This is a genomic window from Acidisoma sp. S159 (assembly GCF_009766125.1).
Classification (GTDB): Bacteria; Pseudomonadota; Alphaproteobacteria; order Acetobacterales; family Acetobacteraceae; genus Acidisoma.
Window position 1 is genome coordinate 954,246 of the sequence record NZ_LMUG01000059.1, and the last position, 26,789, is coordinate 981,034.

The window sequence follows — 26,789 nt, forward strand, 5'->3', positions numbered from 1 at the left end:
GTATGGCTGGCCTAGCGCCTCCTGGCTATACGCGGATCGGAACTAGGCGGTCGAGGACAAGTCGCCCCACTGCGTCACCCGCTCGATCCGGACGGCGATGACCGGGAGATGTTCAATTCGCATCGGGCCGAGCTGCGGATATCTGCGTCGGAGCAGCGCCTGCGCGTCGTCGTGTTCCACTCCATGGTTCAAAATTTCCGCCTGGCCGCGCATCATGATCCAGGCGAGGTGACTCCAGGTCTCGTCATAGCGATCGACGACGATGGCGACCGTTGGGTTTTCAGCGATGTTGCGCAGACGTTTCACGGGTCTGTCGTTCCGCTTCGGCTTCTCGTCTATGGTGATGTACAAGCTGGCGCCAGCCACCGCAAAGCATACGGGAACAACATGCGGCGCTCCGTCGCGGTCGGCCGTCGCGAGACGCCCGACGGGATGAGCGGCCAGGAAGCGCAGTTGGCTCGCCGACAACATGGCTACGCCTCCAGAAGAACGCCGAATTTAGCGCGAACGCGTGCTCATGCCAATTAAGTTAAGATTCCAGGTTAGGAACAGGTCAAAATAGGCTAGGTTTAATCGTTCGACACGCAATAGCCTTCCCGCTAAGCTTCCAGGCTTAGCTGCGATAAGAGCTTGCCGCGCTTATGGACGAAATCTGGCTCCTATTGCTCCATGTCCGCGCCGATGTGACCCTGGCGGTCGGCTCGCTGATCACCGTCATCGTCACGCTCCATATTTTGCTGCGAAAGCGAGAGGTGGCGTCAGCGGTCGGATGGATCGGGCTTGTCTGGTTCGCGCCATTCCTCGGCGCCATCACCTATTTGATGTTTGGCATCAACCGCGTGAAGCGTCGCGCTCGTCAGGCGCGTCCGCAGGACGATAGCCCCGACGATCAGCCCTCGCACGCGCTTCTGGGCGCTGGCAGCAATCTGGCCCCTTTGGAGCGTGGCATTGGACGCATTACCGGTCGCCCATTGATGGCGGGAACCACAACATCGATCTATCATGACGGTGATGAGGCCTATCCCCTGATGCTGGCGGCAATCGATGCGGCAAAACGCAGCGTGAGCATGTCATCTTATATCTTCCGCGACGATCTCTGGGGCGGGCGATTCATCGAAGCCCTGGTTGCAGCCAAGCGGCGCGGTGTCACGGTTCGCGTGCTGATCGATGGAATCGGAGGCGGCTGGCTGTTGTCGCGCGCCTATCATCGGCTGCGACGCGCAGGTGTGACGTCGGCCCGGTTTATGCATTCGCTGCTGCCCTGGCGGATGCCATTCATCAACCTGCGCTCGCACAAAAAGATACTTGTTGTCGATGGGTCAGTGGGGTTCACGGGCGGGTTGAATGTGGGGGACGAGAACGTTCTTGCTACTCATCCGAAGGCACCGGTGCAGGATCTGCATTTCCGGTTCGAGGGGCCGATTGTCTCGCAGCTTGCCGATGCCTTCGTACGAGACTGGGCTTTCGTCGCGAATGAGGTTCTGGACGAGGGTGACCTCTCGCCGGGCATGCCTCAGTCCGAAGGATCATTGGCTCGGGTCATTGATTCCGGGCCGGATGAGGACCTCGAAAAGGTAGAGTTCGCGGTGCTTCAGGCGGTCGCCTGTGCCCATGAAAGCATTGCCGTAATGAGCCCGTATTTTCTGCCGGACGAGGCGCTCATTACAGCCTTGGTTCTCGCCGCGATGCGCGGGGTGGAGATAGACATTGTCATTCCGGAAAAGAGCAACCACGCGTTGGTGGACTGGGGGACGCGCGCGAATGTCGGGCCGCTACTGACTGAAGGGGTACGCATCTGGCAGAGCCCGTCACCGTTTCACCACTCCAAGGTCATGGTCGTCGATAAGCAGTGGTGTCTGATCGGTAGCTGCAATTGGGACATCCGTTCATTTCGGCTGAACTTCGAACTCTGTGTTGAAGTCTATGATCGGGGTCTGGCGAAGTTGCTCAGCACCGGTATGTTGGGGTGCCGTGGCAAGCCGCTCATGGAGGCGGATTTGGCTGCCCGTTCATTGCTCGTGCAGATCCGAGATGCCGGTGCGCGACTGATGTTGCCGTATCTGTGAGCGGAATCTATAAGTCTCCGCCGCTCGTGACCCTGGGGCGGCTGCCTGGCTCAATCGCATTCTTTCGTCGAGAGGACAGCCTACGGAAACGCTGGCTGTTGCAAACCGCTGACTAATCCCATTTGGTGCAAGTAATGATCAAGCTCATCAGCTGGAACTTGCTCCGCCTCACCGGAGCCTCGCTCGACGATGTTGTTCGGCTGATCCAGCGGGAGCAGCCGGACGTTTTGCTGATGCAGGAAGCCACTGAACAGATGGATGGGCTGGTGGCGAGGGTCGGCGGCCAGTATCTGCGCAGCCCGATGCCGGGCCGCCCGCATGGTCTCGCGGTGTGGAGCGCTTTGCCACTCCTTCGCCGGCCTAGAGTGCTGAAACTTCCATCAGGCGCAATATTCGAGCGCGTTAGCCAAATCATCGAGCTTGGAGACTTCGCCGTCGCGAATGTGCACCTTTCGCACGGGCAGGTTCTCAATCGCCGGCAGCTTCGTTCCATCGCGAAGATTCTTCCCTTTCGGGCGGCGCTGGTGGGTGATTACAATCTTATTGGCCCGGCATTACTGCCCGATTTCCGTGACGTCGGTCCTCGCGAGCCGACGCATATGGCGGGCGACATGGTGCCTGTGCGGCTCGATCGCTGTCTTGTGCGGGGCCTCGCGTGTTCGGAAGCCAGGGCTCTCTTGAAAGGAACCTCGGACCATCGTCCGATCGTGGTCAAGCTGAAGCTTGCCGCGGATCTGCATGCGACAGCGGCGGATAGCGGCGTTTGGCGCCTCGCTCGCTCGGTTCCATAATACCTGCAAGGGTGGCGCGCCCGACGCGGCGCTCCGAGCTGGAGAGGAGACCTTATGAAGCCCGTCGTCATAGCCGTTGCCATTACAGGCTCGGTGCCGCGTAAGAAGGACAATCCGGCGATTCCCACAACTCCTGCGGAGCAGGTCGAAAGCACTCACGAGGCCTTCGAGGCTGGCGCCTCCCTAGTTCACATCCACGTCCGCAATCCCGACGAGAGCTCATCCAGCGATCCGGCACTCTTCGCCCAGGTGCAGGAAGGTGTGCGCAAGCACTGCCCGGGCATGATCGTGCAGTTCTCGACGGGCGGCCGGGGCCGTGATCCTGCGGCGCGCGGTAATGCGCTGGAATTGAGGCCGGACATGGCTTCGCTTTCGACCGGCTCGGTCAACTTCCCAACGATCGTGTATGAGAACTCGGCCACGCTGGTTGCCGATCTGGCGACCAAGATGAAGACCTTTGGCGTGCGGCCGGAGATCGAGATCTTCGATCTTAGCCACCTGCATGGAGCCAAGCGCCTGGTCGAGGCGGGACTCATGGATGAGCGACCGCATGTGCAAATCGTCATGGGCGTGAAGAACGCCTTGCCGGCGGAGGAGCATTTGCTGGACCTCATGCTCGGTGAGTTGCGGCGGGTGCTGCCCAAAGCGACTTGGACGGCCGCCGGCATCGGCGTGAACCAGAAACATGTCATGGACTGGGTGCTGGCACGCGGCGGCGACGGTGTGCGCACGGGGCTGGAAGACAATATCCGGATCAGCCGCGAGCGCTTGGCCACGAGCAATGCCGAGTTGGTCAGGCACGCTGTCGAGGCCATCGCGCGCTCCGGCTCCCGTCCAGCGACGGCCGCCGAGGCGCGCTCAGCCCTGGGGCTCGCTGGCGCTTAGGTCCGAATCGCGCTTGGCGACGCTCTGGCGGTAAAAGCTAACGCGCGATTGACATAACTGGGCCGTTCGCGCGCGACCAGCATGCCGCCCGTGGCTTCCTCTCGGATGTGCCTATGGGCATGGTGAGCGGCGCGCTGAGGATGCGGCAGGGTGCGGGGTGTCACTATGGACTTTCTCCCGACCGAGGAGCAGGCGGCCATCCGCGAGATGGCGCTTGGCTTCGCAACCAAGGAACTGGCGCCCTTTGCCGTCGAGTGGGATCAGACAAAGCATTTCCCGGTCGATACCCTTCGGAAGGCCGGGGCGCTTGGGTTTGGCGGTATCTATGTCCGCGACGATTTCGGCGGGTCTGGCCTTAGCCGGCTGGACGCAACTCTAATCTTCGAGGCACTCGCTACCGGCTGCCCGGCGATCGCTGCCTATGTCTCCATCCAGAATATGTGCGCTTGGATGATCGACCAATTCGGCTCGGAGGCGCAGCGGCGGCAGTGGCTTCCAGGCCTTACGGCGATGGAGCTTTTGGCGAGCTACTGCCTGACGGAGCCAGGTGCCGGTTCGGACGCGGCGGCCTTGAGGAGCCGGGCTGTATTGGACGGCGAGCACTATGTGTTGGACGGGCAGAAGCAGTTCATCTCCGGCGCCGGCACCAGCGACGTCTATATCGTGATGGCGCGGACGGGTGCGGATGGGCCACGCGGCATCTCGGCTCTCATCGTCGAGAAGGACACGCCCGGTCTCTCGTTCGGTGTCAACGAGAAGAAGATGGGCTGGAACGCCCAGCCGACTCGCGCGGTGATTCTGGAGGGTGTTCGGGTGCCGGTGGCCAATAGATTGGGCGCCGAGGGCAAAGGCTTCGGCATCGCCATGGCTGGGCTGGACGGCGGCCGTCTCAACATCGCGGCTTGTTCGCTCGGCGGTGCTAAAGCGGCGTTAGAGCGGTCGATTGCCTATATGGCGGAGCGGAAAGCCTTTGGGCAGGCTCTGGTCGAGTTCCAGGCTCTACAGTTCCGGCTGGCCGATATGGCGACTGAACTCGAGGCCGCACGCACCTTCCTCTGGCGCGCGGCGGCCGCGCTTGATGCGAAGGCACCCGACGCGACTAAGCTCTGCGCCATGGCGAAGCGTTTTGTCACCGACATCAGCTTCGATGTGGCGAATCAGGCGCTGCAGTTGCATGGCGGATACGGGTATCTCAGCGACTACGGCATCGAGAAGATCGTGCGTGACCTGCGGGTTCATCAGATACTCGAGGGAACCAATGAGATCATGCAGGTGATCGTGGCGCGGTCGCTGCTCGGCCACGGCTGAACGGCCAAGGCGAAGCCTGCGCGCTCGACGAGGGAGGAGACGGCATGGCCACGACGATCGGTTTCATTGGTCTGGGCAATATGGGCGGCCCCATGGCGGCCAACCTCGTAAAGGCTGGGTACGAGGTGGCGGGCTTCGATCTTGCGCCCGCGTGCTGCGCCGCAGCGCAAGCTCAGGGCATCCGGATTGTCGCAACGGTGGCCAATGCCGTGGCCGATGCTGAGGCTGTCGTCACCATGCTGCCCGCGGGGCAGCATGTGATCACCGTTTGGACCGCGCTCGCCGATTTGGTGAAGTCCAGCACGCTCCTGATCGATTGCTCGACGATCGATGTGGCAAGCGCGCGCAAGGCACATGGCATTCTCGCCGGGAAGGAATGCCTGACGCTGGACGCCCCCGTTTCGGGTGGAACCGGTGGGGCCAAGGCCGGCACGCTGACCTTCATGGCCGGAGGGTCGGCTGAGGCTTGCGCAAAGGCGGAACCTATCCTCCGGAGCATGGGCAAGCGTATCGTGCGTTGTGGTGAGGCCGGGGCGGGGCAGGCCGCCAAGATCTGCAACAACATGATCCTCGGCGTGTCCATGGCTGGGGTCTGCGAGGCCTTCGTGCTGGCGGAGCAACTTGGCCTGTCCCATCAGGCGCTATTCGAGGTTGCGTCCACATCCTCGGGCCAATGCTGGGCGCTGACCACGAATTGCCCCGTGCCCGGTCCGGTGCCGAACTCGCCGGCTAATAACGACTTCAAGCCGGGCTTCTCTGCCGCGCTGATGCTGAAGGACCTGAAACTTGCCCAGGAGGCATCGCTTTCGAGTGGTGCCTCCACGCCGCTGGGCGCCCAGGCCGCGCAGCTTTATGGGTTGTTCGAGAAGCTGGGGCATGGCGGGGAGGATTTCTCCGCAATCATTCACCTCCTGCGTGGCCAGCTTTCGGAAAAGAGGAACTGAGATGACCTATGAAACGATCCTCGTCGAGACCATCGGCCGCGTCGCGCTCATTACGCTGAACCGCCCGAAGGCACTCAACGCGCTCAATAGCCAATTGATGAAAGAGTTGATCGCGGCGGTTTCCGCGATGGATACCGATAACGGAATCGGCTGCATTGTTCTGACTGGATCGGAGCGGGCCTTCGCGGCGGGCGCCGACATCAAGGAGATGCAGGACAAGACCTACGGGGAGATGTATGCGGGGGACTGGTTCGGCGAGTGGGAGCGTTTCGCGGCGGTTCGCAAGCCGATCATCGCTGCGGTGGCGGGCCACGCGTTGGGTGGCGGCTGCGAACTCGCCATGATGTGCGATTTCATCCTGGCTGCGGATACCGCCAAATTCGGCCAGCCGGAGATCAGGCTCGGCATCATGCCCGGCATGGGCGGCAGCCAGCGCCTCACGCGTTTTGTCGGCAAGTCGAAGGCCATGGAGATGTGCCTAACGGGCCGGGTGATGGATGCCGAGGAGGCTGAGCGCTCCGGCCTGGTCTCGCGCATTATCCCGGCCGCCGATCTGGTCGCGGAGGCGGTGAAGACGGCAGAGACGATCGCGGGCATGTCGCTGCCGGGCGTGATGATGACCAAGGAAACGATTAACCGCTCCTACGAGGTGACGCTGGCCGAGGGCCTGCGCTTCGAGCGGCGCCTGTTCCATTCGATGTTCGCGACGGCCGACCAGAAGGAGGGCATGGCGGCTTTCGTGGAAAAGCGTAAGGCGAATTTCGGCAACCGCTGACTGTCGGCCAGGACATGGGAGAATCGCGAAGCCGTGGGTTGGCGGCTGATGCGAGCTGGTACTTGATGTCGATCATGCAAGTTTGGTTCTCAGGCGCGCGAATTACGACCCCGGCTGCCTAGCCAGTCCGGCGCATGCGCGCTGAGGTTCGGCAGCCGGGCGTTTCGCCCTCGTCCGAAACCAAGTTGCAGGTTCTCCCATGTTGTTCATGCCCGAAGAGTCCGCGTGCCGAGCGGTGAGTTACGAGATGCTGGCCGATGCCGAGCCTGGGCTATTGCCTCGCGCTCTCGCCCCTTTCGCTCGGCGGAATCTCATCCCCGACCGCGTGCAGGCTTGCCGGGATGGCGAGCTTGTGAGGTTGGAGATCGCGATGGATGCGATGCCGCTGACAATGCTGCACCTGGTCGAGGGTAATTTGCGCCAGATTGTGGGCGTGCAATGCGTCGCGGTCATCTGTGCGGGGCTTAGTATCCGGCCATAAAGCTTAGGTTATGCCTTCTTGTCCTCGTCTTGAGTGAATACCCTGAGGCGTATGCCAGCGTGCGGGGCTATTCTCGCCGTAAGGCGGCGGGTCCGGCTAGTGTCTAGCTTCGTCCCAGACCGGCGTGCCGTCACGGGAACCGAAGATGAAAAACGAGCCGTTGCCGCAGCTCCACATCCCGGAACCGCTTCACCGACCCGGAGACAGGCCGGATTTCGGCTATCTCAACATTCCCGAGCCCGCTGACACGGCTTGTCCAGATCCGCTGGTGCGGCCTTCCGAAATCCGCGACTTGGCGTTCAGCCTCATTCGGGTGCTGGACGCGGATGGCATTGCTACGGGGGCGTGGAATCCGAAACTCCTGCCCGAGCTGCTGCGCCGGGCACTCGCCGCGATTTTGCTGACGCGGGCCTATGACGACCGCATGTATCGCGGACAGCGCCAGGGCAAGACGTCATTCTACATGAAATGCACGGGGGAGGAGGCGATTGCCGTCGGACAGGCGTTTGCCTTGTCGCGTGACGACATGCTTTTTCCTACTTACCGGCAACAAGGGCTATTGATCGCGCGAGACTGGTCTCTCGTCGACATGATGTGCCAAGTCTATTCCAACTCCCGCGACCGGCTGAAGGGCAGGCAGATGCCGGTCTTTTACTCAAGCAAGGAAGCCGGCTTTTTCTCGATCTCGGGCAACCTTGGCACGCAGTTCAGTCAAGCCGTCGGCTGGGCCATGGCTGCGGCTTACAAGCATGACAACCGCATCGCCGCCGCCTGGATCGGCGAGGGTGCGACGGCGGAGCCGGATTTTCACCACGCGCTGACCTTTGCCTCGATCTTCAAAGCGCCCGTCATCCTCAACGTCGTCAATAATCAATGGGCGATTTCCAGCTTTTCCGGAATCGCCGGTGCCGAGCAGACGACCTTCGCCGCGCGTGCCTTGGGATTTGGTATTCCTGCGCTCCGGGTCGATGGCAATGATCTCCTTGCGGTCTATGCGGTAACGCGTTGGGCTGCCGACCGCGCGCGCAGCAATGGCGGCCCGACGCTGATCGAATTGTTCAGCTATCGGGCGGACGCACATTCGAGCTCGGACGATCCGAGCAAATACAGGCCCAAGGGCGAGGCCGATATCTGGCCGCTCGGCGACCCGATGCTGCGGCTGAAACAGCATCTTATTCGACTGGGTGAATGGAGCGAGGCACGGCACAGCGTGGCTGAGGCGGAGGCGACTGAACGTGTACGCGCGGCGGATCGCGAGGCACAGTCTTATGGCACGCTGAGCGATGGTCCTGGTCACAGTCCCGGCACCATGTTTGAGGATGTTTTCAAAGAAATGCCATTGCACCTCAGGCGTCAGCGGCAGCAGGCGGGGTATTGATCGTGGCAGCGATGACGATGGTGCAGGCGATCAACTCCGCGCTGGATATCTGTCTTACGCGCGATCCGGATGTCGTGATCTTCGGCGAGGATGTCGGCTATTTCGGTGGCGTCTTTCGTTGCACCGAGGGGCTGCAACGCAAGCATGGCCGGACACGGACCTTCGACACGCCGATCGCGGAGGGCGGTATCCTCGCTGTGGCCGTCGGCATGGGCGCCTATGGCCTGCGGCCTGTGGTCGAGATTCAATTCGCCGATTACATTTACCCGGCCACCGATCAGCTGATTTCGGAAGCGGCGCGGCTGCGGCATCGCTCCGGTGGGGAGTTTTCAGCGCCTATCACTGTGCGCACACCATGCGGCGGCGGGATTTACGGCGGACAGACCCATAGCCAGAGCCCGGAGGCGATCTTCACCCATGTCTGCGGGATCAAGACCGTCATGCCCTCCAATCCTTATGACGCGAAAGGCCTGCTGATCAGTGCCATCGAGGATGACGACCCGGTTATCTTCTTCGAGCCCAAGCGATTGTATAACGGCCCGTTCGACGGGCATCACAATAGGCCCGTCACTTCCTGGACTAACCACCCGCTCGGCGAGGTGCCGGCCGAGTATTATCGCGTCGAGCTCGGCAAGGCCTCGACGGCGCGGCAGGGATCGACTGTCACCGTTCTGGCATACGGCACCATGGTGCATGTCGCTTTGGCTGCTGTCGAGGAAAGCGGGGTTGACGCGGAGATCCTCGATCTGCGGACGCTCGTGCCGCTCGATCTGGATGCGATCGTCGAATCCGTGCGTAAGACCGGCCGCTGCGTTATCGTCCATGAGGCGACGCTGACAGGCGGTTTCGGAGCGGAATTGGCGGCCCTGGTGCAGGAGCACTGCTTTTACTCGCTGTACGCCCCGATTCTGCGTGTTGCGGGCTGGGACACGCCGTATCCGCATGCCTTGGAGTGGAGCTATTTCCCCGGCCCGGCGCGCGTGGCCGATGCCCTTCGCCAAGTGATGGAGGCGTCCTAGATGGGCCGCTACGTTTTCAAGCTTCCCGACATCGGCGAGGGCATGGCGGAGGCCGAGATTGGCGACTGGTATGTCTCGGTTGGAAGCGTGGTGCGGGAGGATCAACCGCTCGTCGATATACTGACCGACAAGGCGACGGTTGAGATCACCTCGCCGGTAAGCGGAACGGTGTTAGCCCTCAACGGTGCGAAAGGCGACAAGCGGCCGATCGGCTCCGAACTTGTCGTACTGGAGGTCAGGGGTGCGACGGAGAACGACATCGACTACCCTGTCCCGCCTGTGACTGCGCAAGCGCCGCCAGCGATTGAGAGTTGCGAGGAACCCAAACCCGCTCCTGTCGCAGATGCGTCAGGAGCGATCGGCCCCGGGCGCGCGGATGAGGCGCCCCAGGCATCTCCTGCTGTGCGCCGTCGTGCCCGCGAGATGGGCGTGGAGCTTCAGGTTATTGTCGGTACCGGTCCGGCCGGACGCATCACCATGGATGATCTGCAAACCCATTCGAGCAGGAGCGGCAAAGATGCGGCGGCTCCAACGACGGGGCAGCGGAATGGAACCGAGGCCATCCCGGTGACCGGGCTTCGTCGCAAAATCGCGGAACGCCTGCAGGACACCAAACGCCGCATCCCCCACTTCTCTTACATCGAAGAGATCGACGTCACGGCACTCGAAGAACTTCGGACGCTTCTCAACACGAAGCATGCCGATCGTCGCCCGAGGTTGACGCTGCTGCCCTTCCTGATCCGCGCGCTGTCCGTGGCGCTGCCCGACCATCCGCAGCTCAATGCGACCTTCGACGACACAGCCGACGTTCTGCACCGGCATCGGGCGGTTCACGCGGGTATCGCCACGCAGACGCCGAACGGCCTTGTCGTGACCGTCCTGCGGCATGCGGAGGCGCTTTCGATGTGGGAGGTGGCGGGCGAACTCACGCGGCTGACTGCCTTGGCGCGCGTCGGCAAGGCAGACAGGGCGGAACTGACAGGTTCGACGATTACGATCACCAGTCTCGGTCCGATGGGAGGTTTGGCGACGACGCCCATCATCAATCAGCCGGAGGTCGCCATCATCGGCGTGAACAAGATGATCGAGCGGCCGGTGGTTCGCGACAGGCAGATGGTGATCCGGACCATGATGAATCTCTCCTCGTCTTTCGATCATCGCGTAGTCGATGGCTGGGACGCCGCCGCCTTCATCCAGCGCGTCAAGGAACTGCTGGAATGTCCCGCGATGCTTTTCATGGACCCGTCATGACCGGCTGAGCCGAAGCGGCCATGTGCGCGGTAGGCTTGTCGATTCACATGTGACTTCGGAAAATGGATCGTCGTGGGTAGACTAAGGCCGTGCCTCGGTGCCTGATACGGTGATGCCGCACGAAGCCACTGAGCGGCAAGTGCGTTCGTCTGACAGGAGGTATCATGTCGCTTGAGGGCAAGGTTGCCATCGTCACCGGCGGTGGATCGGGCTTTGGTGAGGGCATCGTTCGAAGCTTCGTCGCTGCGGGCGCCCGCGTGATTGTGGCGGATCGCGATACCGCCAGTGCAGAGCGGGTCGCCTCGGCCGTGGGTACGCAGGCTTTTGCCGTCACGGTCGATGTGTCACGAGACGCGGACGTGGCGGTGATGGTGGCAAGCGCCTACGACAAATTCAGCGACCTGGACATCCTGGTGAATAACGCCGGCGTCGCCCACCTGCCGCAGCCGCTCGAGGGTTTGACGGAGGATTCCTTCGACCGGATTTTGGCGGTCAATGTCAAAGCCATCTACCTGGCGGCACGCCACGTCGTGCCGCGCTTCAAGGCGAAGAAGTCGGGCGTGATTCTCAACATAGCCTCGACCGCGGGAGTCAGCCCGCGCCCTAATCTGACCTGGTACAATGCCTCGAAAGGCTGGGTGATTACCGCCACGCGATCGATGGCGGTGGAACTCGCGCCCTTTGGGCTGCGGGTGAATGCGCTGAACCCGGTTGCCGGCGAGACGCCGCTGCTGAAGACCTTCCTGGGCGAGGACACGCCGGAACGACGAGCGAAATTCCTTGCCACCATCCCGCTCGGCCGTTTCTCAACGCCGCAAGATATGGGAAACGCCGCGACGTTCCTATGTTCGGATGCGGCGAGCATGATTACCGGCGTGGCGCTTGAGGTGGATGGCGGTCGCTGCATCTAGCGACCGCTTTCCATGTCACCGCGCCGGAGCCGAGACGGTTGAATTAGCCTCCGAACACCAAGGCGCGCAGCTCGATGCTCTGCCTTGGCGGCGCGGAGGCGTCCACCCGCGGATCGGCGAAGGCCGTATGCGGCGATAGGCGGACGCGGCCGTCGCGCGCGCTGTCGTAGCATTTGAGCAGCAGCACTTCGTCCGGCTGCATGCCTGACCAATAGTACCAGCGATGCGCCGGGTTGAAGGTGACCGAATAAGTCTCGCCTGTGCGCTCGGGGTAGAGGAGATCAGTCGCCACCAAATCCGGCGGCGCGAGGCTGCCGCCATCGGCTGTCGCGAGCGGATGATCGAGCACCGGTCCACGGATCGGCCGCCACAGATTCACGATGCGGACCCGGCCGGCAAGTAGGCTATCTGCTTCGTCCGGTAGATGGCGCCGCACACGCTCCACCCCGGAAAGGTCCGTCTGGTCAACATGAACGCGGGCGACCGGCTGGCGCGCGCCGGGGCTGTTTTCGCACTGGCCCGGCAGGCGCCGGCGAATGGTGTGGTCGAAGATCAGCACACGATGGGCGCCGAGGAGCTCCGCCAAAAGCGCCTCGCTTTCCGGGTAGTAGTAGTTGCGGATCGCCGCGTCGTCCTCGAAGTCACGCTCGCGGCTGCGGTGCCGAACCGCGGCGAAGCCCTGTCCATCGGTCGTGAAAGATGATTCACGGCCGCGCAAGTCCTCGATGAGGACACGATGCGCCTCGTTCTCGAAATTCTGCCGAGGCACTCCGGCGGGCGGCTCGTAATTATAGGTATGCGGCTTGTCTGGAATCGGCGAGAGGTAATTGAGGACACCCTCCACGGCGCCAGCAATCAGCGGCGCCCCCGCATCAGTGGGTTTTGTCAGAGCGTAACCGTCTGCCATGCCGGCCTCCTTTGCCTGTAGTGGAGACAGTAGGCTAGTCTTGGCGCGATTTCGAGAGCAGCACGCATTCGCGCCGTCTATGGTAGATATTCACGATTGAAGCGTGTGGAATCAGCCTCTTTGCTATGCTGGCGATAGAGCCGTCGCCTACACCATGCCAAAATGGCGCAAAGCCGCTTCGATTGCCGAGCGACGTTGGGGCGGGCAAGGATGGAAGCGCACAGGATGCATAAATCGATTGGGAGCATTGCGCTCGATCAACCCATGGTCCGATTTGACATGCGCTATCCAGCAGGTCTTCGGCACGAAACCACTCTTAATACGCACCCAGTTCTGTATTTCTCTGTAGGTCGCCATACGCGGATAACGCCTCAGCTCAAATTAAACGATTGCAGCATCGCATATATATCATTCGTCATGTAGGATTCTGTGAGTGTGCGCCAGTCCTCCTCAGAGCAATACGACATTCGCGCGGCGACGCTTGGGCAAGGTTAGACGAGAATGGGCGCGATTTGTTGTGGGGCGCCATCGACTCGTGGCCTGACAAAAAACGAACAGGAATTCCATGACGGTCTTGGATCTGCCTTTCGGAATTACAGTATGCGGGATTGACGAATTGGCCGGTCATCGTGCGACAGGCGCCAGCCACGTGCTTTCCATTCTCGATCCAGACGCGCCCATACCGGAGGCGTTTGGCACCTATGGCGAGCATGAGAAGTTGGAACTGCGCTTCCACGACGTCATCGAAGCCTCCCCGGGCCAACAACCGCCGGAGCCTGCGCATGTCGAGCGTCTTCTGACATTCGGGCGAAACCTCATGGCGGAGCCGCAGCCCACGGCGCATCTCCTGATCCACTGCCATGCCGGCATATCTCGTTCCACTGCCGCCATGGTGCTGATCCTCGCCGAGGCGATGCCCGACCAGCCGGCCGGAGCCATCGTGGCCTCTGTTCACGATATTCGCGAGAAGGCTTGGCCCAATCTCCGGATGATAGAATACGGCGACGCGATGCTGCGGCGACATGGCACTCTGGTGGCGGCCACGAACGCGCTCCATGCATTGCAGATCGGAAAGCGACCTCACATCGCGGAGCTTATGGAGCGAGGCGGCCGGGGCCGGGAGGTCGCCGCGGCTCTGCGCGTGTTAGGGTGATGGCGAGAGTGGCCGCCGTGTTGGAACGCGCTTTTGCTGTTGCGGCGAGGAGTTCGTGCCTGTAGCGCGTGGTAGGCCGCAAGCAAGGTCGCCGCAGCGCTGTATCACTAGGCCCCCACCCAGGAAGCTCCCAAATCCATGCCGATCATCAACCGTATCGCCGATTTCCATAACGACATGACCGCGTGGCGGCGCGACCTTCATGCTCACCCGGAACTTGGGTTCCAGGAGCATCGCACGAGCACTTTGGTGCAGGAGAAGCTGCAGTCGTTTGGTCTGGATGAGGTGGTCACGGGTCTCGCCCAAACTGGGGTCGTGGGGGTTATTCGCGGCCGGGGAAACAGCGACCGCGCGATCGGTTTGCGCGCTGATATGGATGCGCTGCCGATCCTGGAGGAGACGGATCTCCCCTACAAATCCCTCAACCCGGGCTTGATGCACGCTTGCGGCCATGATGGCCACACGACGATGCTGCTCGGTGCGGCTCGCTACCTCGCCGAGACGCGCAATTTCGACGGCACCGTCTACGTCATCTTCCAGCCGGCCGAGGAAGGGGGTGGCGGCGGCAACCTGATGGTGCAGGAGGGACTTTTCGAGCGCTTCCCCATGCAGCAGGTCTTCGGCCTGCATAATTGGCCGACGCTGCGGGCTGGCACCTTTGCCTGGAGAAATGGGCCAATCATGGCGGCAACCGCTCACATTGAGATCACTGTGACCGGCAAGGGCGCGCATGGCGCCAAGCCCAATGAGGGCATCGACCCAATCCTGGTCGCTGCCCATATCGTAACCGCGCTGCAATCGCTCGTCGCGCGCAATATGGAACCGACCGAGGCGGGCGTGATCACCATCGGGCATATTTCCGCCGGCAACGCTCCGAATGTGATTCCTGAGCGCGCAACTATGACGGGCACTGCCCGTTGGTTCTCTCCAGAGATCGGCGATCTTCTCGATGCTGGCGTCCATCGCGTCGCGACGGGGATCGCGGCTGGCTTCGGTGCTCGTGCGGAGGTCTCATTCCGGCGCGCCTATCCGGCGACGGTCAATGACGAAGAGGCCACGAAGATGACCCGTGCGGCTGCCGCCAGCGTTGCCGGTGAAGCGAGGGTGGAGCCTATGGCGCGGCCGACCATGGGAGCGGAGGATTTCTCGTTCATGCTGAACGCGAAGCAAGGCAGCTACATCTTGCTCGGAGGTGGGCGTGGCGCGGATGACGCTGGCGTCCACCATCCGCGCTATGATTTCAACGACGAGATCCTACCGATCGGAGCTTCATACTGGGCGACTCTGGCGGAGCAACTTTTGCACGATGCCTAGCCGAGAGGTTGGGGTGCCGGGCTTGCGATAGCGCGTTCGGCACAGCGGTCTTACGCCATGGCTAGGGACATGCGAGATTTACCGCGTTCTCCTACGGAAGGTAACGCGAGGGAGCGGAGCGAGGCGTTGCGCGCGGCGCTCACGCTGCTGCGCGCTGGTATTTTCGGTGAAGCGGCGCGCCTGGTCGAACCGCTGTATCATCGGCGAGCGGATGACCTCGAGGTCACGCTTCTCCTTGGACTGGCGGTCGGTGGCTGCGGTCATCCGGGTCTCGCGGCGGATCTTCTGGACGACGTGGCCCGGCGACGACCCGATGCGCAGCACCCCGCGCATGATCTGATCCAACTTCTGACGGTGGCAAGGCGAACGGACGCCATTGATGGCTATCTGGAAGCCGCGATGGCGCTCGCGCCGCGGGATGCGCGACTATTGTTCGCCGCCGGTAGCCGGGCGCAGGAGATTGGTGAAGGGCCGCGGGCGCAAGCACTGCTAGAGCGGGCGATTGCGCTCCAGTCTGATCTTTGGGTGGCTCATGTGGGCCTCGCGGCGGTGCTTGCTGACGCGGGGAAGATTGACGAGGCGATGGCCCGGCTACACGCGGTCGTGGCGAGTGGTGGGGGCACCGCCGCGGCTTTCGGCAATCTTGGTGTGCTGCTGGGGGTCGAGGGGCGGTTCTCGGAGGCCTTCGCCCAATTCGAGCAGGCGAGACGCCTCGCGCCGGGCCACGCGCGGATTGCGATAAACCATGGCATGGCGCTGCTAAAGGCCGGACGGCTCGCGGAAGGCTGGCCCGGCCTGAACCGAAGACTTGGGCTGGCTGACCATGCTTTGCTGCCACCGCAATCGCTTCTGCCAACCCTCGCCTCCGGCGTGCGGCTAGAGGGAGGGGTGGTGCTGGTCACGCATGACGAGGGCCTTGGCGACACCATCCAGTTCGCCCGCTACCTGCCGATGCTCGCGGCGGCCGGGGCGCGCGTGCTGCTCTGGGTGCCTAAGCCCCTGCATCGCCTGCTCGCCACGGTCGCGGGCGTGGCCGAGGTGTTCTCCGACGATCGAGCCTGGCCCGAGTTCGACTGGCATTGCCCGATCATGCGATTGGCGGAGGTCTTCGGCACGAGGCTGGAAACGATACCGGCCGATGTCCCCTATTTGCGCGCCGATCCCGAACTGGCCGCCCGATGGGCACAGCGCCTGCCATCATCCCAAGACGGCAGGCGGATTGGCCTGGTCTGGGCTGGTTCCACGCGTGATCGAGACCCGCACCTCGCGGCGATAGACCAAAGGCGCAGCATCGACCCTCGGGAGTTGGCGCCCCTGCTCGAAGTACATGGCCTGCGTTGGGTCAGCTTGCAGATGGAACGCTCAGCATCCGGTTTTGGCATCTGTGATCCGATGGGCGAGGTGGAGGATTTCGCTGATACGGCGGCGATCATCGCCTCGCTCGAAGCGGTGGTCAGTGTCGACACTTCCGTTGCTCATTTGGCGGGCGCGATGGGCGTGCCGGTTCACTTGCTCGATCGCTACGACAATTGCTGGCGCTGGTTGAGCGGGAGAGAAGACAGCCCCTGGTATCCGACATTGCGCATCTATCGCCAGCCTGCCTGGGGCGACTGGTCGACACCCATTCGCCGCGTCGCCGCCGCGCTCTCCTGAGGCGGCGACTAAGCGGCTCGTCAGAGCCGCGCTACCTGGCTGAATAGCCGCCATCCACCATCAGCATCTGACCGGTAATGAATGAGGCTTTCGAACTCAGAAGAAAAATGATGGCATCAGCGATTTCGTGCGGTTCGGCCCATCGGCCCATCGGATGGGCCGCCTTGATCTCTGCCATGCCGGCAGCCGGATCCGGAAGCCCATCAAGGTATCTTTGAAGGAATGGCGTGTTAATCGACCCGGGACCCACGGCATTGACGCGAATCCCATTGCCCGCATAGTCCACCGCCATCTGGCGGACCAATTGCAGCAGCGCACCTTTGCTTGCGCAGTAAGCGGCCTGAGCTGGTAAGCCGAGCACGCCCGAGATGGACCCAGTGGCAACGATGCAGCCGGCGCCACGCACTAGCATTTCCGGCAGAACGCGTTTCGACATCAAGAAGAATGATTTTGAATTCGCATCAAGAACGCTATCCCACTCCTTTTCCGTGGTTTCGTGCACTTGCTTGGAAATGATATATCCAGCGTTGCTGACGAGCGCGTCTACGCCGCCGAACTTCTCCTCCGCAAACCGGTAGATCCTCTCGACATCCGTCGCCTTAGTCACGTCGCCTTCGATCGTGATGATGTCACCGCCGGGATTGTCATCCACGAGCTTGGCAACCGAACTCGTGATATCCGTCGCGCAGATGCGCGCGCCTTCCGCGACAAGGCCCTTGACTACAGCTCGTCCGACACCTCCGGCGCTTCCAGTCACAACGACACGAGTGCCCGTTAAGGACGTTCCCATAATTCGCATTCCTCTCAGTTGAATCATCCGGCCGCTCGGCTTGGCGGCCTTCAGAAAAGCAAGTTTTGCACTGCTATAGTAGTCTGCTGTATGACTCTTGAGCAAGATTTGGCGATGCCCTGCGACTCATTCGGGATGTGATTCCTTCTTCTAGGGTTCCATCCAGGGCCGCTCTCATGCTGCTTGACGAGAATGGGCATCCCGGTCGCCAGCTCGCTGGCTTGGCGATCGTGCTTGACCTCTGACGCTGAGGAGAAGGACTCCATGGCCATCGGAAGTTCATGTAATTCGGCGAGGCCACTGCTGGACCCTGCCGAACGCACGCGAAACGGGGAGCGCTAGCATGGCGCTCGGCCCCTCGCTCGACAAACTGGGCACGAGCGCCCTCATCCGCCGGATACTCCTGGCGATCCTGATTGTCTCGCTCACGATCGGGGCCGGGGGGGTCTATGAAATCCTGCGAAACCGGGCGCTCGAAACGGCCTCGAATGACGCCCGGCTGCTACTGACGAGCGCTGTCGCCGTAACCTCGTTCACGGATGATGAGGTCTTTCATCTGATGAACCAGCTTCCGCCCGATAAATTCTACAAGCAGCTGGTGCCGTTCTATGCCGCGAACGCCGTATTCCACCGGCTGCGAGAGACTTATCCGAATTACATCTATCGAGAGCCTGCCCTTAACCCGACCAATCCAAATGACCGCCCAACACCACACGAAGTGGAGCTCACCGAGCGATTCCAAGACAATCCGGCGCTGAAAGAAATCGAAGGCATTCGCCGAGAGCAGGGTAAGGACTTCTTCTATCTTGCTCAGCCGATCAAGGTGAATCATCAGCAATGCCTGGTCTGCCATTCGACTCCCGACCGTGCCCCCGCGGCGATGGTGGCTGAATACGGCCCGTCCAATGGTTTCGGTTGGGCGATGAACGACACCGTTGGAATTTTGGAGCTCAGCGTTCCGATTACCGATGAATTGCGTGGCACCGCCGAACTCGCGGCGACGCTCGCCGCCGGTTTGCTGCTCGTCTTTCTGATCACCTACATTGCCCTGACCACGGCTCTTGAGACCGCCTTGGTGACGCCGCTGCAAAGGCTGGCCGACGCGGCTGACGCGGCCAGCCGAACGACGAATGAGCACGTTACCCTGCCCAATTCCGGCACTCGCGAACTCAGGCAGTTGAGTAGCGCCATCGGGCGGCTCAACCTCAGTCTCCGAAAGTCGCTACGCCAGCTTTCCGGTGGAGCACCGCCGCCGCCCGAAACTCCCCCCGACAAAAAGGAGGATTAGGCGATGTCACGCTTGCGGGCGCTTGCCGTTTTGGTCGCGCTATGCGTGGCCCTTTGGTGGTACCAGGGCATTGCGCAGCAATTCGCGCTGTTTGGCGGAACGCTCGCCTTCATGCTGAATGTCGCTGCCTCCCTGGTAACGGCGGTGATCTGTGTCGTTCTCGCTGCTGAAGCGGCAATCGGTATCGGAATCGCAACTCTGCTCGCGGCACAGCCGACCGGGTTTGAGCGTGCCGGAATCTATGCGCTTTTGGGCATTGCAGGCCTTGCCGCGGTTCTGGCCCATTTCGGGGTCGATATCACGACGGTACTCGCGACGTCTGCCGTGCTGACGGCGATCATCGGGCTGGCACTGCAATCGACCCTCGGCGGCCTGATCGCCGGATTCACACTCCATGCAGACCGCGTGCTGAGAATCGGCGACGGCGTCATCCAGAACGGCGAGGCCATCATCGTGACCGCGATCGGCTGGCGTTCCGTGACTGCAAGAAAGACCGATGGTTCGCTCGTCGTGATGTCGAGTTCGCGCATTTTGGACGGCACTATCGAAATGGTAGCGCGCGGGGCACCGCTGCGCGTGGAAGTCACCGTCGTCGCGCCGATTACCGTCGAGCCGCAACGAATCAGCGCTCTGGTCGGGACGATCGTGACGGACCTCACCATGGTGGCGGTCGGCCTGCCGGTTCTGGTGGCGCCGGCAGTCTTCAAACCTGAAGTCGCGCAGGCGCATTATCGCGTGCGGTATTGGATTCGTTCCTTCGAGGATCGCGTCGAGGTGGAGGAGCAGGTTCTCGGTCGGCTCTGGTACGCCTTCCAACGTGAAGGTATCGAGTGGCCGGTGCCGATAATTCCTTCGACCGACACTCGGTATTTGGCTTGGGGATTTGCACCGCAGTCGCGAAAGGAAGAGCTTTCGCGTCTGTTGCGTGAGACGGAGGAGCATCTGTCCGCCGCGACCGGCGGCGGCCTGACAGCGGAGACTGCGTTAGAGATCGGGACTCTGCTGCTGTACGCGGCGGGGGAGCGCATCGTTGTACCGAACCGGCTGGAAGGCTGCCGCTGTATCCTACTTCAGGGCGCGGTGCGTGAGATAAGCTTCGAACTGTCCAGCACCACAGACCATGCTGAATTCGCCTTGGCCGAGACGGGTCAAGCATCGCGCAGGATGGCGCTACAGCATCTCACATCACGGCTTGCTGGCATCATCGGCCCCTATGCCGAATTTGCGGTGGAACGAGCCGCGAGCCGCGAGGCGGATTTAGACCGGATCGGCGATATTATCTCGCAAGAGATTGCCGATCCGACGGCGCGCCGAGTCTTTGTTTCCCAGATCGCACCGCAACGGAACGGTGGGCACGGTCCAGGCTTCTCATTCGCTCTACGCCGCGGCGCAACCGGGGCTCTGCAGCCCGATCCACTCTTGCGAGCAACCGGAGCTGTCGCGATTTTGGCCGTCCCTTAGGCGCCGACGTCCGGGCGTTTTGGAATCTCCAACCCACGCTGGACTGCTGGCCGCGAAAGACCGCGCTCGAGCCAAACTGGGACGTATTTCAGGGTATCGAAATTGACGAGATCGCCCGCGCCGTAAAACCCGATCAGGTTGCGCACCCAGCCGAGCAAGGAGATGTCGGCGATCGTGTAGTCGTCGCCCATGATCCACTTTCGATCGTTGAGGCGGGTTTCAAGAACCCCGAGCAGGCGTTTTGATTCGTTTTGATAGCGCTCGAGCGGCCGTTTATCGGCGATCTCGCGCCCTGCGAATTTGTGGAAATAGCCAAGTTGGCCGAACATCGGGCCGACCGCCGCCATTTGGAAGAACACCCATTGGATGGTCTCGTAGCGCAGAGCCGCATCGGTCGGAAGAAACAGGCCGGTTTTCTCAGCAAGGTACAGCAGGATGGCGCCCGATTCGAACAGGCCGAAGGGTACCCCGTCCGGCCCCTCCGGATCGATGATTGCCGGAATCTTGCCATTCGGGTTGAGCGAGAGAAACTCCGGGCTGAATGACTCGTTCTTGCTGATATCGATAAAATGAGGCTCGTAAGTCAGGCCCATTTCTTCCAGCGCGATCGAGGCCTTCACGCCGTTTGGCGTCGGCACGGAATAAAGTTGAATTCGATCCGGATGCACGGCAGGCCAGCGGGCGGCAATCGGGAAAGCCGAAAAATTCGTCATCTATTTTTCCCCTTGGAACACGGCAGAAATGGCCTTTGGAGCAACAGTGTGTTGAAGTGAACTACCAATCGACGATCGTGCCATCGTCAAGGACGGCATTGCGGGTGTGAAATACCTCGGGCTGGAAGGGATGTTTGGCGCATTCCGCTTCGTTGACCTCGACACCCAGGCCGGGTGCCGTCGGAATTTGCCAGAAGCCGTCAACCATGCGGATTGGTCCCTGGACGACGTCGAAATACCAGGGCACCGCGCCGACCATCTCTTCCTGGATGACATGGTTGGGCGTGGACACGGCGAAATGCAACGCCGCGACGCCTGCGATCGGTCCCAGCGGATTGTGCGGCGCCACGCCGACGGAAACCGCTTCCGCCATGCCCGCAATTTTCTTGGCCTCAAGGAGACCACCGCAATGGCAGATGTCCGGCTGAATGATATCGACCGCCCATGTTGCCAAAAGGTCATGGAACTCGGCGCGATCCACCAGACGTTCGCCGGCCGCCAAGGGAACCTTGGTGCGACTGGCGACCACCCTTAGGGCGCCGGTTTCCCCTGGCGGCACCGGCTCCTCGACAAACATGGGACGGCCGGGCTCCAGCGCGTCGATATAGGCAAGGGCCGCCGCGGCGCTGGCGGGCCGGCCGTGGAAATCAACCATGACTTCGATGTCCGGGCCAACCGCCTTGCGAAGTGCCTCCATCATGCGCGCCACTTTGTCCACTTCTGGAAGTGGTGCGTGATAGTGGGTGTAGGGAATGAACACGGCCTTGAAGGCCCGGTAACCCCGCTCGACAACCTCATGCGCGCGCTCGACCAGTGGCGCCGCGTCTAGAGTTTCGTAGACCGCGCGCATGTCCCCAAGTCCGAGATGGGTATAGACGCGGACCTTGTCGCGAACCTTGCCACCAAGCAGGCGCCAAACCGGCACGCCCAGATGTTTGCCGAAAATGTCCCATAGCGCCATCTCGATCCCGGAGACCGCACTCATCCCAATCACGCCGAGGCGCCAGAAGCTGTGCTTCTTTAGGACTCGCACGGCTTGTTCGATATCACGCGGATCACGTCCGATCAGCAGCGGCGCCAGATCCTCAATTGCGCCAACGACCGAGCGGGTTTTCCATTCAAGCGTCGCCTCGCCCCAGCCGAAAAGTCCTGGCTCATCGGTCTCGACCTTTACGAAGACCCAGTTTCGCATTTCGGCATTGACGATGCGCGTGCCGATGGACGTGATCTTCACGTAACGTCTCCGACTATACGAGACGGCTGCGGGTGGCTTGTTTCTCGGCTTCCTGCGCGGCTTTGAGTTGAGCTTCCGTATATTGCTTGGCATGCGAGGCAAGATCGAATCCGTCCTCCCAGAGGTTGCGCCAGATACCCAAGATGCCCTCGAGCGGCTGGCCGACCACGCGGGATGAGAAAGACTCGAAGGTGATCGGCCCCTGGTAATTGGCTTTGACGAGTGCCCGAAAAACGCCGGCGAGGTCGATCGAGCCCGAACCCATATAGCCACGGTGTGAATCTCCCGTGTGGAAATAGCCGAGATAATCACCGGTCTCTATAATGGCAGAGCGGATATCGGATTCCTCTATGTTCATATGATAGACATCAAGATGCACCTTGACGTTCGGTGCCCCGATGCGCTTGCACATTTCGACCGCCTGGGATGCCGTGTTGAGCACATTGGATTCATAGCGGTTCACGACTTCCAAGCCGAGCGTGATACTGCTTTTCGCGGCCATTTCGGCGACTCGCTGTAGCACTTCCACCGACCGGGCCACGCCCTCGGCGGTGGTCGGAACGGCATATTTCTGGAAAGCGGAGTGCAGGATGCCGCAGACATGGGTGGCGCCGATGTCGCGGGCCATGGCAACCGCTTGCTCCAGGCGCAACTGACCGCGCTTGGTCTTATCCGGGTCATTGCTCGAGATATCGCTTTCCGCATCCAGCCCCAATGAAGACGTGGCCCCGATCCCGGCCTGCTCGAGCTGCTTACGCGTAAATGCGACATCGATCGCCTCTGGATCAAGGGCCACTATCTCGATCAGATCATAACCGACCTCAGCCGAGCGCGCGACCGCACGGGCGCATTCGTCACGGCTCCAACCCTTTTCCCACACCAACGCGTGGACACCGAGTTTGTTCATTGAACTTTCCTCCGATTGTTTACGTGGCGACGACGGCTTCTGGCGCCGGCCCGGCGGCTGTCCTATCGACAGCTATCCACCATCCTCGGGCCGCGAGTCAAAGCCAGAGGGCCCCTCAATTGCAGTTATATTTCGTGAAGACGCAGACCTCCGTCGGCGATATCACGGGCACGGATTCCTGCCGGAGGTAAGTGGTGATCGCATCCACGCTCAACGCTACCTCACGAGCAAGATCATGACCGATGACAAGATCAAGCACGGAGGATTCGAGGAGCATGCGCGAATTGGCGTTGAGCTCGTGGGCGATAAAGACCACTTCGTCCTGCAGCCCAGCCTCGCGCAGCGCGCGGGCGACGCCAACATTGCCGGCAGCCACGTTGTAAATGCCGGCTGGTGCACCGAACTCGCGGATATAATCTCGCACATTGACGTATGATTGCTCGTGGGTGTCGTGCGAGCTGACCCGCTCCTCTACTTCGAGCTGCGGAAACTCCGAGCGAAGAACGCGGCGAAACCCTAGCTCACGTTCCTCTTGGCAACGGAAGGGTGCGCTGACGACGAGGAGCAACTTGCCTGGCCGGAGGCACAGCAGTCTTGCCATCAGGTAGGCGGCCGTTGCCCCTGCGCTGGTCTGGTCGCTCCCGACATAGGCGAGGCGATTCGATGTGGGTAAATCCGTCGTGACGCAGACCACCGGAATTCCACGCGCCATGACGGCGCGCACCGCGCGACTGATCGCCAGCCCATCGGGAACCGCGAGTACGAGGCCATCAACATGTTCCGCGAGTCTCTCGATGAGGCCCGCAAGTTCCGGCGCCTCGATTGATCCTGTTTCCACACCCGTGAAGCTGCAAGCGACTTCGGGATGCGCCGCACCGTAGCTCGTCATGGCGTCTTCTAGCGATCTATTGAAACTGGCCCCTGCCTCGCTCAGGAAGGCGATCTTGGTCTGGATGGCGTCGGCGACCTCCACGGGGCGACCGTTCAACCGCGCGAGCGCATCATGAACCTTGAGGCGCGTCGCTTCCCGGACGCCGCCGCGATTATTCAGCACGCGGTCGACCGTCGCCGTTCCCAGCCCCGTCGCCTGTGCGAGTTCGCGAATGGTGGGGGCTCGCCAGGTTTTTCCGGGCGGGGAAGCGGCCGTGATGATGGGGCTGTATGGCACTCTCTAAACCTATGATGCGTTTTCCATCATGTCAAACCCCAATCTGGGCAGTTTGCCTATGGATGATCTTGCCCCGGGCGCGGTGCGTAACTTCGTGATCATATCCTGCGGGGAGATTTAAATCAGAATTTGATTTACATGATGTGAATGATGTGTCCTTATGCCCTGCCAATCGCCCAATCAAGAAAACCAGATGAGGGGAGCCAGTAGATCATTCAAACTTTTTGCGCCAGTTGAACTCTGCGGGATTTCATTCTGCAAGAAGATCTGATGTTTATGCGTTCCGCCGCGAAGTATAATGCGGGGCGGAAGGGGAAGGAAAATAGAATGACTAACACCAACAAGAAAACGGTCTGCGCCGTCGCGGCCGGTGCAGCGCTTGCCGTTGCCGGCCTGTTCAGCCCAGCCACAAGTTCGGCGGCCACCGCGCCGCATTTCAGCTTCGCCATGATCACCCATGGCCAGCCGGGCGACACTTTCTGGGACATTATCCGCAAGGGAGCCCAGGCCGCCGCGGTGAAGGATAATGTGAAGCTGATCTACCTCGCCAATCCGACCGCGTCGGGCGAGGCGCAGTTAGTGAACAACGTGCTGCAGCAGCATGTTGACGGCATAGCGCTGACCCTTGCCTTCCCCGACACCTTGTCGCCGATGGTCAAGAAGGCTGAAGAAGCCAATGTTCCGGTTATTGGCTTCAATGCCGGCGGGGACAATTGGAAGCAGGCGGGTCTCATGTCCTATGTCGGGCAGGATGAGACGGTTGCTGGTGAAGCGGTGGGCGAGAAGCTCAACGCCGAAGGCGTCAAAAGCGCAATCTGCGTCGATCAGCAGCAGGGCGCGGTCCAGCTCGAAGAGCGCTGCGATGGCATCAAGAAGTCCTTCAAGGGCAACCTCGTCGTTCTTTATGTCGCTGGCTATGACATGGCGACTGCCCAGTCCCGTATCGTTGCGAAGCTTCAGCAGGATCCGACCGTCGGCTATGTCGTAACGCTCGGCGCGCCTTTCGCACCGACCGCACTCACCGCCGTTACTATGGCCAACAGCAAGGCAAAGGTGGGGACTTTCGATCTTACGCCTATCGCCGTGAAGCTCATCCAGGAAGGCAAGCTGCAATGGGCGGTTGATCAGCAGCCTTTCGTTGAAGGCTACGAGGCCATCGATCTGCTGTGGCTCTACAAGATCAATGGCGATGTCGTCGGCGGCGGCGGCCCTATCCTGACCGGTCCGGCCTTTGTCGATAAGACTAATGTTGATGAAGTCGCGAAGTTCGCCAAGCAAGGAACGCGCTGAGTAGACTCAGTGGAGTGACATCGGCGGCACAAGCCGTAGGGGAGGAAACGTGACCACAGTCACACAAGGAATCGAACCTCGTCTTGTGCGCCGCCAGGTGGCGCATCAGGCATTGTGGAAGAAAGTGCTCAAGCGGCCGGAAGTCGGCGCGCTGGGCGGCGTCATTCTCGTCTTCATCTTCTTCTATGTCATGGCGCCGCCGTTCCGGCAGTTGGCCGCTTTCACGACGATTCTTTATCAGTCCGCAACGCTGGGAATTCCGGCGGTGGCGGTAGCACTCCTCATGATCGGTGGGGAGTTCGACCTGAGCGCCGGAGTTGCGGTCACCGCTTCGTCCCTTGCCGCCGCGATTTTCGCGACCGAGGTCTTCGGCAATGTATGGATTGGCGTTCTGGCGGCTTTGGTGCTGTCGCTGGGGATCGGCGCGCTCAACGGCTATCTGCTGGTGAAGACGAAACTCCACAGCTTTCTGGTGACGCTGTCGACTTTCCTGATGCTCCAGGGCCTCAACATCGCTATCACCAAGCTTCTGACCGGAAATGTCGCGACTGACGACATATCCGGCATGACCGGATTCAATTCAGCGCACGCGGTCTTCGCTTCGAGCCTGACCATCGGCGGAGTGACCATCAGCATCGCCATTGTCTATTGGATTATCTTCGCACTTCTCGGCACCTGGGTTCTGTTGCGCACCAAGGTCGGCAACTGGATCTTCGCGGTGGGCGGGCAGGGCGACAGTGCACGCGCCGTGGGTATTCCGGTGAAAAAGGTCAAGATCGGCCTGTTCATGCTGGTTGGCCTTTCAGTGTGGTTCACCGGCATGCACATGCTCTTCGCCTACGACACGGTGCAATCGGGTGCTGGTATCGGCAATGAACTTCTCTACATCGCCTCGGCGGTGGTCGGGGGCTGTCTATTGACGGGCGGCTATGGCTCGGCGATTGGCTCAGCCCTGGGCGCCTTTATTTTCGGCATGACGACGGAAGGCGTGATCTATGCCGATTGGGACCCGGACTGGTTTATGTTCTTCGTCGGCGCGATGCTACTTCTGGCGACGGTCTTCAATGGCTGGTTGCGTACCCGAGCAAGCTCGAGGTGAATG

The 26,789-nt window shown here is 61.4% G+C and carries 25 protein-coding genes; 18 read left to right on the forward strand and 7 right to left on the reverse strand.

What is annotated here, in order from left to right; genetic code table 11:
* Window positions 1-42: 42 nt before the first annotated feature.
* The gene (locus GSQ92_RS21180) at window positions 43-471 is read right to left on the reverse strand and encodes a TIGR03668 family PPOX class F420-dependent oxidoreductase (protein WP_158801941.1); all 429 of its coding nucleotides are present in this window, start codon (window positions 469-471) and stop codon (window positions 43-45) included.
* A 170-nt stretch (window positions 472-641) separates the two neighbouring features.
* Between GSQ92_RS21180 and cls the strand changes: the two genes are divergently transcribed.
* The 11 genes from cls (at window position 642) to GSQ92_RS21235 (ending at window position 11,809) form a co-directional block, all read left to right on the forward strand.
* On the forward strand, window positions 642-2,066 hold the full coding sequence (gene cls, locus GSQ92_RS21185) for a cardiolipin synthase (protein WP_159013893.1): 1,425 nt from the start codon (window positions 642-644) through the stop codon (window positions 2,064-2,066).
* A gap of 134 nt (window positions 2,067-2,200) precedes the next feature.
* Entirely contained in the window at window positions 2,201-2,857 is a 657-nt protein-coding gene (locus tag GSQ92_RS21190; protein ID WP_158801939.1) for an endonuclease/exonuclease/phosphatase family protein, read from the forward strand.
* A gap of 54 nt (window positions 2,858-2,911) precedes the next feature.
* Complete coding sequence (locus GSQ92_RS21195; RefSeq protein WP_158801938.1) at window positions 2,912-3,742, forward strand: 3-keto-5-aminohexanoate cleavage protein; 831 nt, start codon at window positions 2,912-2,914, stop codon at window positions 3,740-3,742.
* A 165-nt stretch (window positions 3,743-3,907) separates the two neighbouring features.
* Complete coding sequence (locus GSQ92_RS21200; RefSeq protein ID WP_158801937.1) at window positions 3,908-5,050, forward strand: isobutyryl-CoA dehydrogenase; 1,143 nt, start codon at window positions 3,908-3,910, stop codon at window positions 5,048-5,050.
* A 44-nt stretch (window positions 5,051-5,094) separates the two neighbouring features.
* Window positions 5,095-5,994, forward strand: a complete 900-nt coding sequence (gene mmsB, locus GSQ92_RS21205) for a 3-hydroxyisobutyrate dehydrogenase (protein ID WP_158801936.1) — start codon at window positions 5,095-5,097, stop codon at window positions 5,992-5,994.
* A 1-nt stretch (window position 5,995) separates the two neighbouring features.
* Window positions 5,996-6,769, forward strand: a complete 774-nt coding sequence (locus tag GSQ92_RS21210; protein WP_158801935.1) for an enoyl-CoA hydratase — start codon at window positions 5,996-5,998, stop codon at window positions 6,767-6,769.
* 199 nt (window positions 6,770-6,968) lie between these two features.
* The gene (locus tag GSQ92_RS21215; protein ID WP_254065515.1) at window positions 6,969-7,250 is read left to right on the forward strand and encodes a hypothetical protein; all 282 of its coding nucleotides are present in this window, start codon (window positions 6,969-6,971) and stop codon (window positions 7,248-7,250) included.
* Window positions 7,251-7,395: 145 nt separating this feature from the next.
* Window positions 7,396-8,628 carry a thiamine pyrophosphate-dependent enzyme gene (locus GSQ92_RS21220; RefSeq protein WP_158801934.1) on the forward strand — a complete coding sequence of 411 codons (1,233 nt, stop codon included), beginning with the start codon at window positions 7,396-7,398 and terminating at the stop codon, window positions 8,626-8,628.
* Between the two features lie 11 nt (window positions 8,629-8,639).
* Entirely contained in the window at window positions 8,640-9,647 is a 1,008-nt protein-coding gene (locus GSQ92_RS21225; RefSeq protein ID WP_158801962.1) for an alpha-ketoacid dehydrogenase subunit beta, read from the forward strand.
* Window positions 9,648-10,898: a dihydrolipoamide acetyltransferase family protein gene (locus GSQ92_RS21230; RefSeq protein ID WP_159013894.1), complete on the forward strand. Its 1,251-nt coding sequence runs from the start codon at window positions 9,648-9,650 to the stop codon at window positions 10,896-10,898.
* A 164-nt stretch (window positions 10,899-11,062) separates the two neighbouring features.
* The gene (locus GSQ92_RS21235; protein ID WP_158801932.1) at window positions 11,063-11,809 is read left to right on the forward strand and encodes a glucose 1-dehydrogenase; all 747 of its coding nucleotides are present in this window, start codon (window positions 11,063-11,065) and stop codon (window positions 11,807-11,809) included.
* Window positions 11,810-11,852: 43 nt separating this feature from the next.
* On the opposite strand, the gene GSQ92_RS21240 is transcribed toward GSQ92_RS21235, so the two are convergent.
* Window positions 11,853-12,716: a CmcJ/NvfI family oxidoreductase gene (locus GSQ92_RS21240; protein WP_216849947.1), complete on the reverse strand. Its 864-nt coding sequence runs from the start codon at window positions 12,714-12,716 to the stop codon at window positions 11,853-11,855.
* A 565-nt stretch (window positions 12,717-13,281) separates the two neighbouring features.
* Between GSQ92_RS21240 and GSQ92_RS21245 the strand changes: the two genes are divergently transcribed.
* From GSQ92_RS21245 to GSQ92_RS21255, 3 genes are all read left to right on the forward strand, one after another.
* Window positions 13,282-13,869, forward strand: a complete 588-nt coding sequence (locus tag GSQ92_RS21245) for a tyrosine phosphatase family protein (protein ID WP_158801931.1) — start codon at window positions 13,282-13,284, stop codon at window positions 13,867-13,869.
* A 138-nt stretch (window positions 13,870-14,007) separates the two neighbouring features.
* Window positions 14,008-15,183, forward strand: a complete 1,176-nt coding sequence (locus tag GSQ92_RS21250) for a M20 aminoacylase family protein (protein WP_158801930.1) — start codon at window positions 14,008-14,010, stop codon at window positions 15,181-15,183.
* Window positions 15,184-15,309: 126 nt separating this feature from the next.
* The gene (locus tag GSQ92_RS21255) at window positions 15,310-16,836 is read left to right on the forward strand and encodes a peptide transporter (protein ID WP_158801929.1); all 1,527 of its coding nucleotides are present in this window, start codon (window positions 15,310-15,312) and stop codon (window positions 16,834-16,836) included.
* Between the two features lie 31 nt (window positions 16,837-16,867).
* On the opposite strand, the gene GSQ92_RS21260 is transcribed toward GSQ92_RS21255, so the two are convergent.
* Window positions 16,868-17,731: an SDR family NAD(P)-dependent oxidoreductase gene (locus GSQ92_RS21260; RefSeq protein ID WP_216856879.1), complete on the reverse strand. Its 864-nt coding sequence runs from the start codon at window positions 17,729-17,731 to the stop codon at window positions 16,868-16,870.
* Window positions 17,732-17,969: 238 nt separating this feature from the next.
* Between GSQ92_RS21260 and GSQ92_RS21265 the strand changes: the two genes are divergently transcribed.
* A complete protein-coding gene (locus GSQ92_RS21265; protein ID WP_158801927.1) occupies window positions 17,970-18,914 on the forward strand; it encodes a DUF3365 domain-containing protein in 945 nt (314 codons plus the stop codon).
* A 3-nt stretch (window positions 18,915-18,917) separates the two neighbouring features.
* Window positions 18,918-20,375 (forward strand): mechanosensitive ion channel family protein, encoded by a 1,458-nt coding sequence (locus GSQ92_RS21270; RefSeq protein ID WP_159013895.1) that lies wholly within the window; start codon window positions 18,918-18,920, stop codon window positions 20,373-20,375.
* Here the strand turns inward: GSQ92_RS21270 and GSQ92_RS21275 are convergent.
* The 4 genes from GSQ92_RS21275 to GSQ92_RS21290 form a co-directional block, all read right to left on the reverse strand.
* Complete coding sequence (locus tag GSQ92_RS21275) at window positions 20,372-21,088, reverse strand: glutathione S-transferase N-terminal domain-containing protein (RefSeq protein WP_158801925.1); 717 nt, start codon at window positions 21,086-21,088, stop codon at window positions 20,372-20,374. The two genes, GSQ92_RS21270 and GSQ92_RS21275, sit on opposite strands and share 4 nt — an antisense overlap.
* A 61-nt stretch (window positions 21,089-21,149) precedes the next feature.
* Window positions 21,150-22,322 (reverse strand): galactonate dehydratase, encoded by a 1,173-nt coding sequence (dgoD, locus tag GSQ92_RS21280; RefSeq protein WP_158801924.1) that lies wholly within the window; start codon window positions 22,320-22,322, stop codon window positions 21,150-21,152.
* Between the two features lie 13 nt (window positions 22,323-22,335).
* A complete protein-coding gene (locus GSQ92_RS21285) occupies window positions 22,336-23,229 on the reverse strand; it encodes a sugar phosphate isomerase/epimerase (RefSeq protein WP_158801923.1) in 894 nt (297 codons plus the stop codon).
* 115 nt (window positions 23,230-23,344) lie between these two features.
* A complete protein-coding gene (locus GSQ92_RS21290; protein WP_158801922.1) occupies window positions 23,345-24,397 on the reverse strand; it encodes a LacI family DNA-binding transcriptional regulator in 1,053 nt (350 codons plus the stop codon).
* A 327-nt stretch (window positions 24,398-24,724) separates the two neighbouring features.
* Here GSQ92_RS21290 and GSQ92_RS21295 point away from each other — a divergent pair, with 327 nt between their 5' ends.
* Window positions 24,725-25,687, forward strand: coding sequence for a substrate-binding domain-containing protein (locus tag GSQ92_RS21295; protein WP_158801921.1), 963 nt, complete (start codon window positions 24,725-24,727; stop codon window positions 25,685-25,687).
* A gap of 49 nt (window positions 25,688-25,736) precedes the next feature.
* Window positions 25,737-26,786, forward strand: coding sequence for an ABC transporter permease (locus GSQ92_RS21300; protein WP_158801920.1), 1,050 nt, complete (start codon window positions 25,737-25,739; stop codon window positions 26,784-26,786).
* Window positions 26,787-26,789 lie beyond the last annotated feature (3 nt).

Excerpts from the sequence above, each read along its gene's own strand:
- GSQ92_RS21195 (WP_158801938.1), top strand. The coding sequence starts at position 2,912 with ATGAAGCCCGTCGTCATAGCCGTTGCCATTACAGGCTCGGTGCCGCGT.
- GSQ92_RS21235 (WP_158801932.1), top strand. The coding sequence starts at position 11,063 with ATGTCGCTTGAGGGCAAGGTTGCCATCGTCACCGGCGGTGGATCGGGC.
- GSQ92_RS21210 (WP_158801935.1), top strand. The coding sequence starts at position 5,996 with ATGACCTATGAAACGATCCTCGTCGAGACCATCGGCCGCGTCGCGCTC.
- GSQ92_RS21270 (WP_159013895.1), top strand. The coding sequence starts at position 18,918 with ATGTCACGCTTGCGGGCGCTTGCCGTTTTGGTCGCGCTATGCGTGGCC.
- GSQ92_RS21285 (WP_158801923.1), bottom strand. The coding sequence starts at position 23,229 with ATGAACAAACTCGGTGTCCACGCGTTGGTGTGGGAAAAGGGTTGGAGC.
- GSQ92_RS21250 (WP_158801930.1), top strand. The coding sequence starts at position 14,008 with ATGCCGATCATCAACCGTATCGCCGATTTCCATAACGACATGACCGCG.
- GSQ92_RS21295 (WP_158801921.1), top strand. The coding sequence starts at position 24,725 with ATGACTAACACCAACAAGAAAACGGTCTGCGCCGTCGCGGCCGGTGCA.
- GSQ92_RS21245 (WP_158801931.1), top strand. The coding sequence starts at position 13,282 with ATGACGGTCTTGGATCTGCCTTTCGGAATTACAGTATGCGGGATTGAC.
- cls (WP_159013893.1), top strand. The coding sequence starts at position 642 with ATGGACGAAATCTGGCTCCTATTGCTCCATGTCCGCGCCGATGTGACC.
- GSQ92_RS21240 (WP_216849947.1), bottom strand. The coding sequence starts at position 12,716 with ATGGCAGACGGTTACGCTCTGACAAAACCCACTGATGCGGGGGCGCCG.
- GSQ92_RS21275 (WP_158801925.1), bottom strand. The coding sequence starts at position 21,088 with ATGACGAATTTTTCGGCTTTCCCGATTGCCGCCCGCTGGCCTGCCGTG.
- GSQ92_RS21220 (WP_158801934.1), top strand. The coding sequence starts at position 7,396 with ATGAAAAACGAGCCGTTGCCGCAGCTCCACATCCCGGAACCGCTTCAC.
- GSQ92_RS21230 (WP_159013894.1), top strand. The coding sequence starts at position 9,648 with ATGGGCCGCTACGTTTTCAAGCTTCCCGACATCGGCGAGGGCATGGCG.
- GSQ92_RS21190 (WP_158801939.1), top strand. The coding sequence starts at position 2,201 with ATGATCAAGCTCATCAGCTGGAACTTGCTCCGCCTCACCGGAGCCTCG.
- GSQ92_RS21180 (WP_158801941.1), bottom strand. The coding sequence starts at position 471 with ATGTTGTCGGCGAGCCAACTGCGCTTCCTGGCCGCTCATCCCGTCGGG.
- GSQ92_RS21215 (WP_254065515.1), top strand. The coding sequence starts at position 6,969 with ATGTTGTTCATGCCCGAAGAGTCCGCGTGCCGAGCGGTGAGTTACGAG.
- mmsB (WP_158801936.1), top strand. The coding sequence starts at position 5,095 with ATGGCCACGACGATCGGTTTCATTGGTCTGGGCAATATGGGCGGCCCC.
- GSQ92_RS21225 (WP_158801962.1), top strand. The coding sequence starts at position 8,640 with ATGACGATGGTGCAGGCGATCAACTCCGCGCTGGATATCTGTCTTACG.
- GSQ92_RS21265 (WP_158801927.1), top strand. The coding sequence starts at position 17,970 with ATGGCGCTCGGCCCCTCGCTCGACAAACTGGGCACGAGCGCCCTCATC.
- GSQ92_RS21200 (WP_158801937.1), top strand. The coding sequence starts at position 3,908 with ATGGACTTTCTCCCGACCGAGGAGCAGGCGGCCATCCGCGAGATGGCG.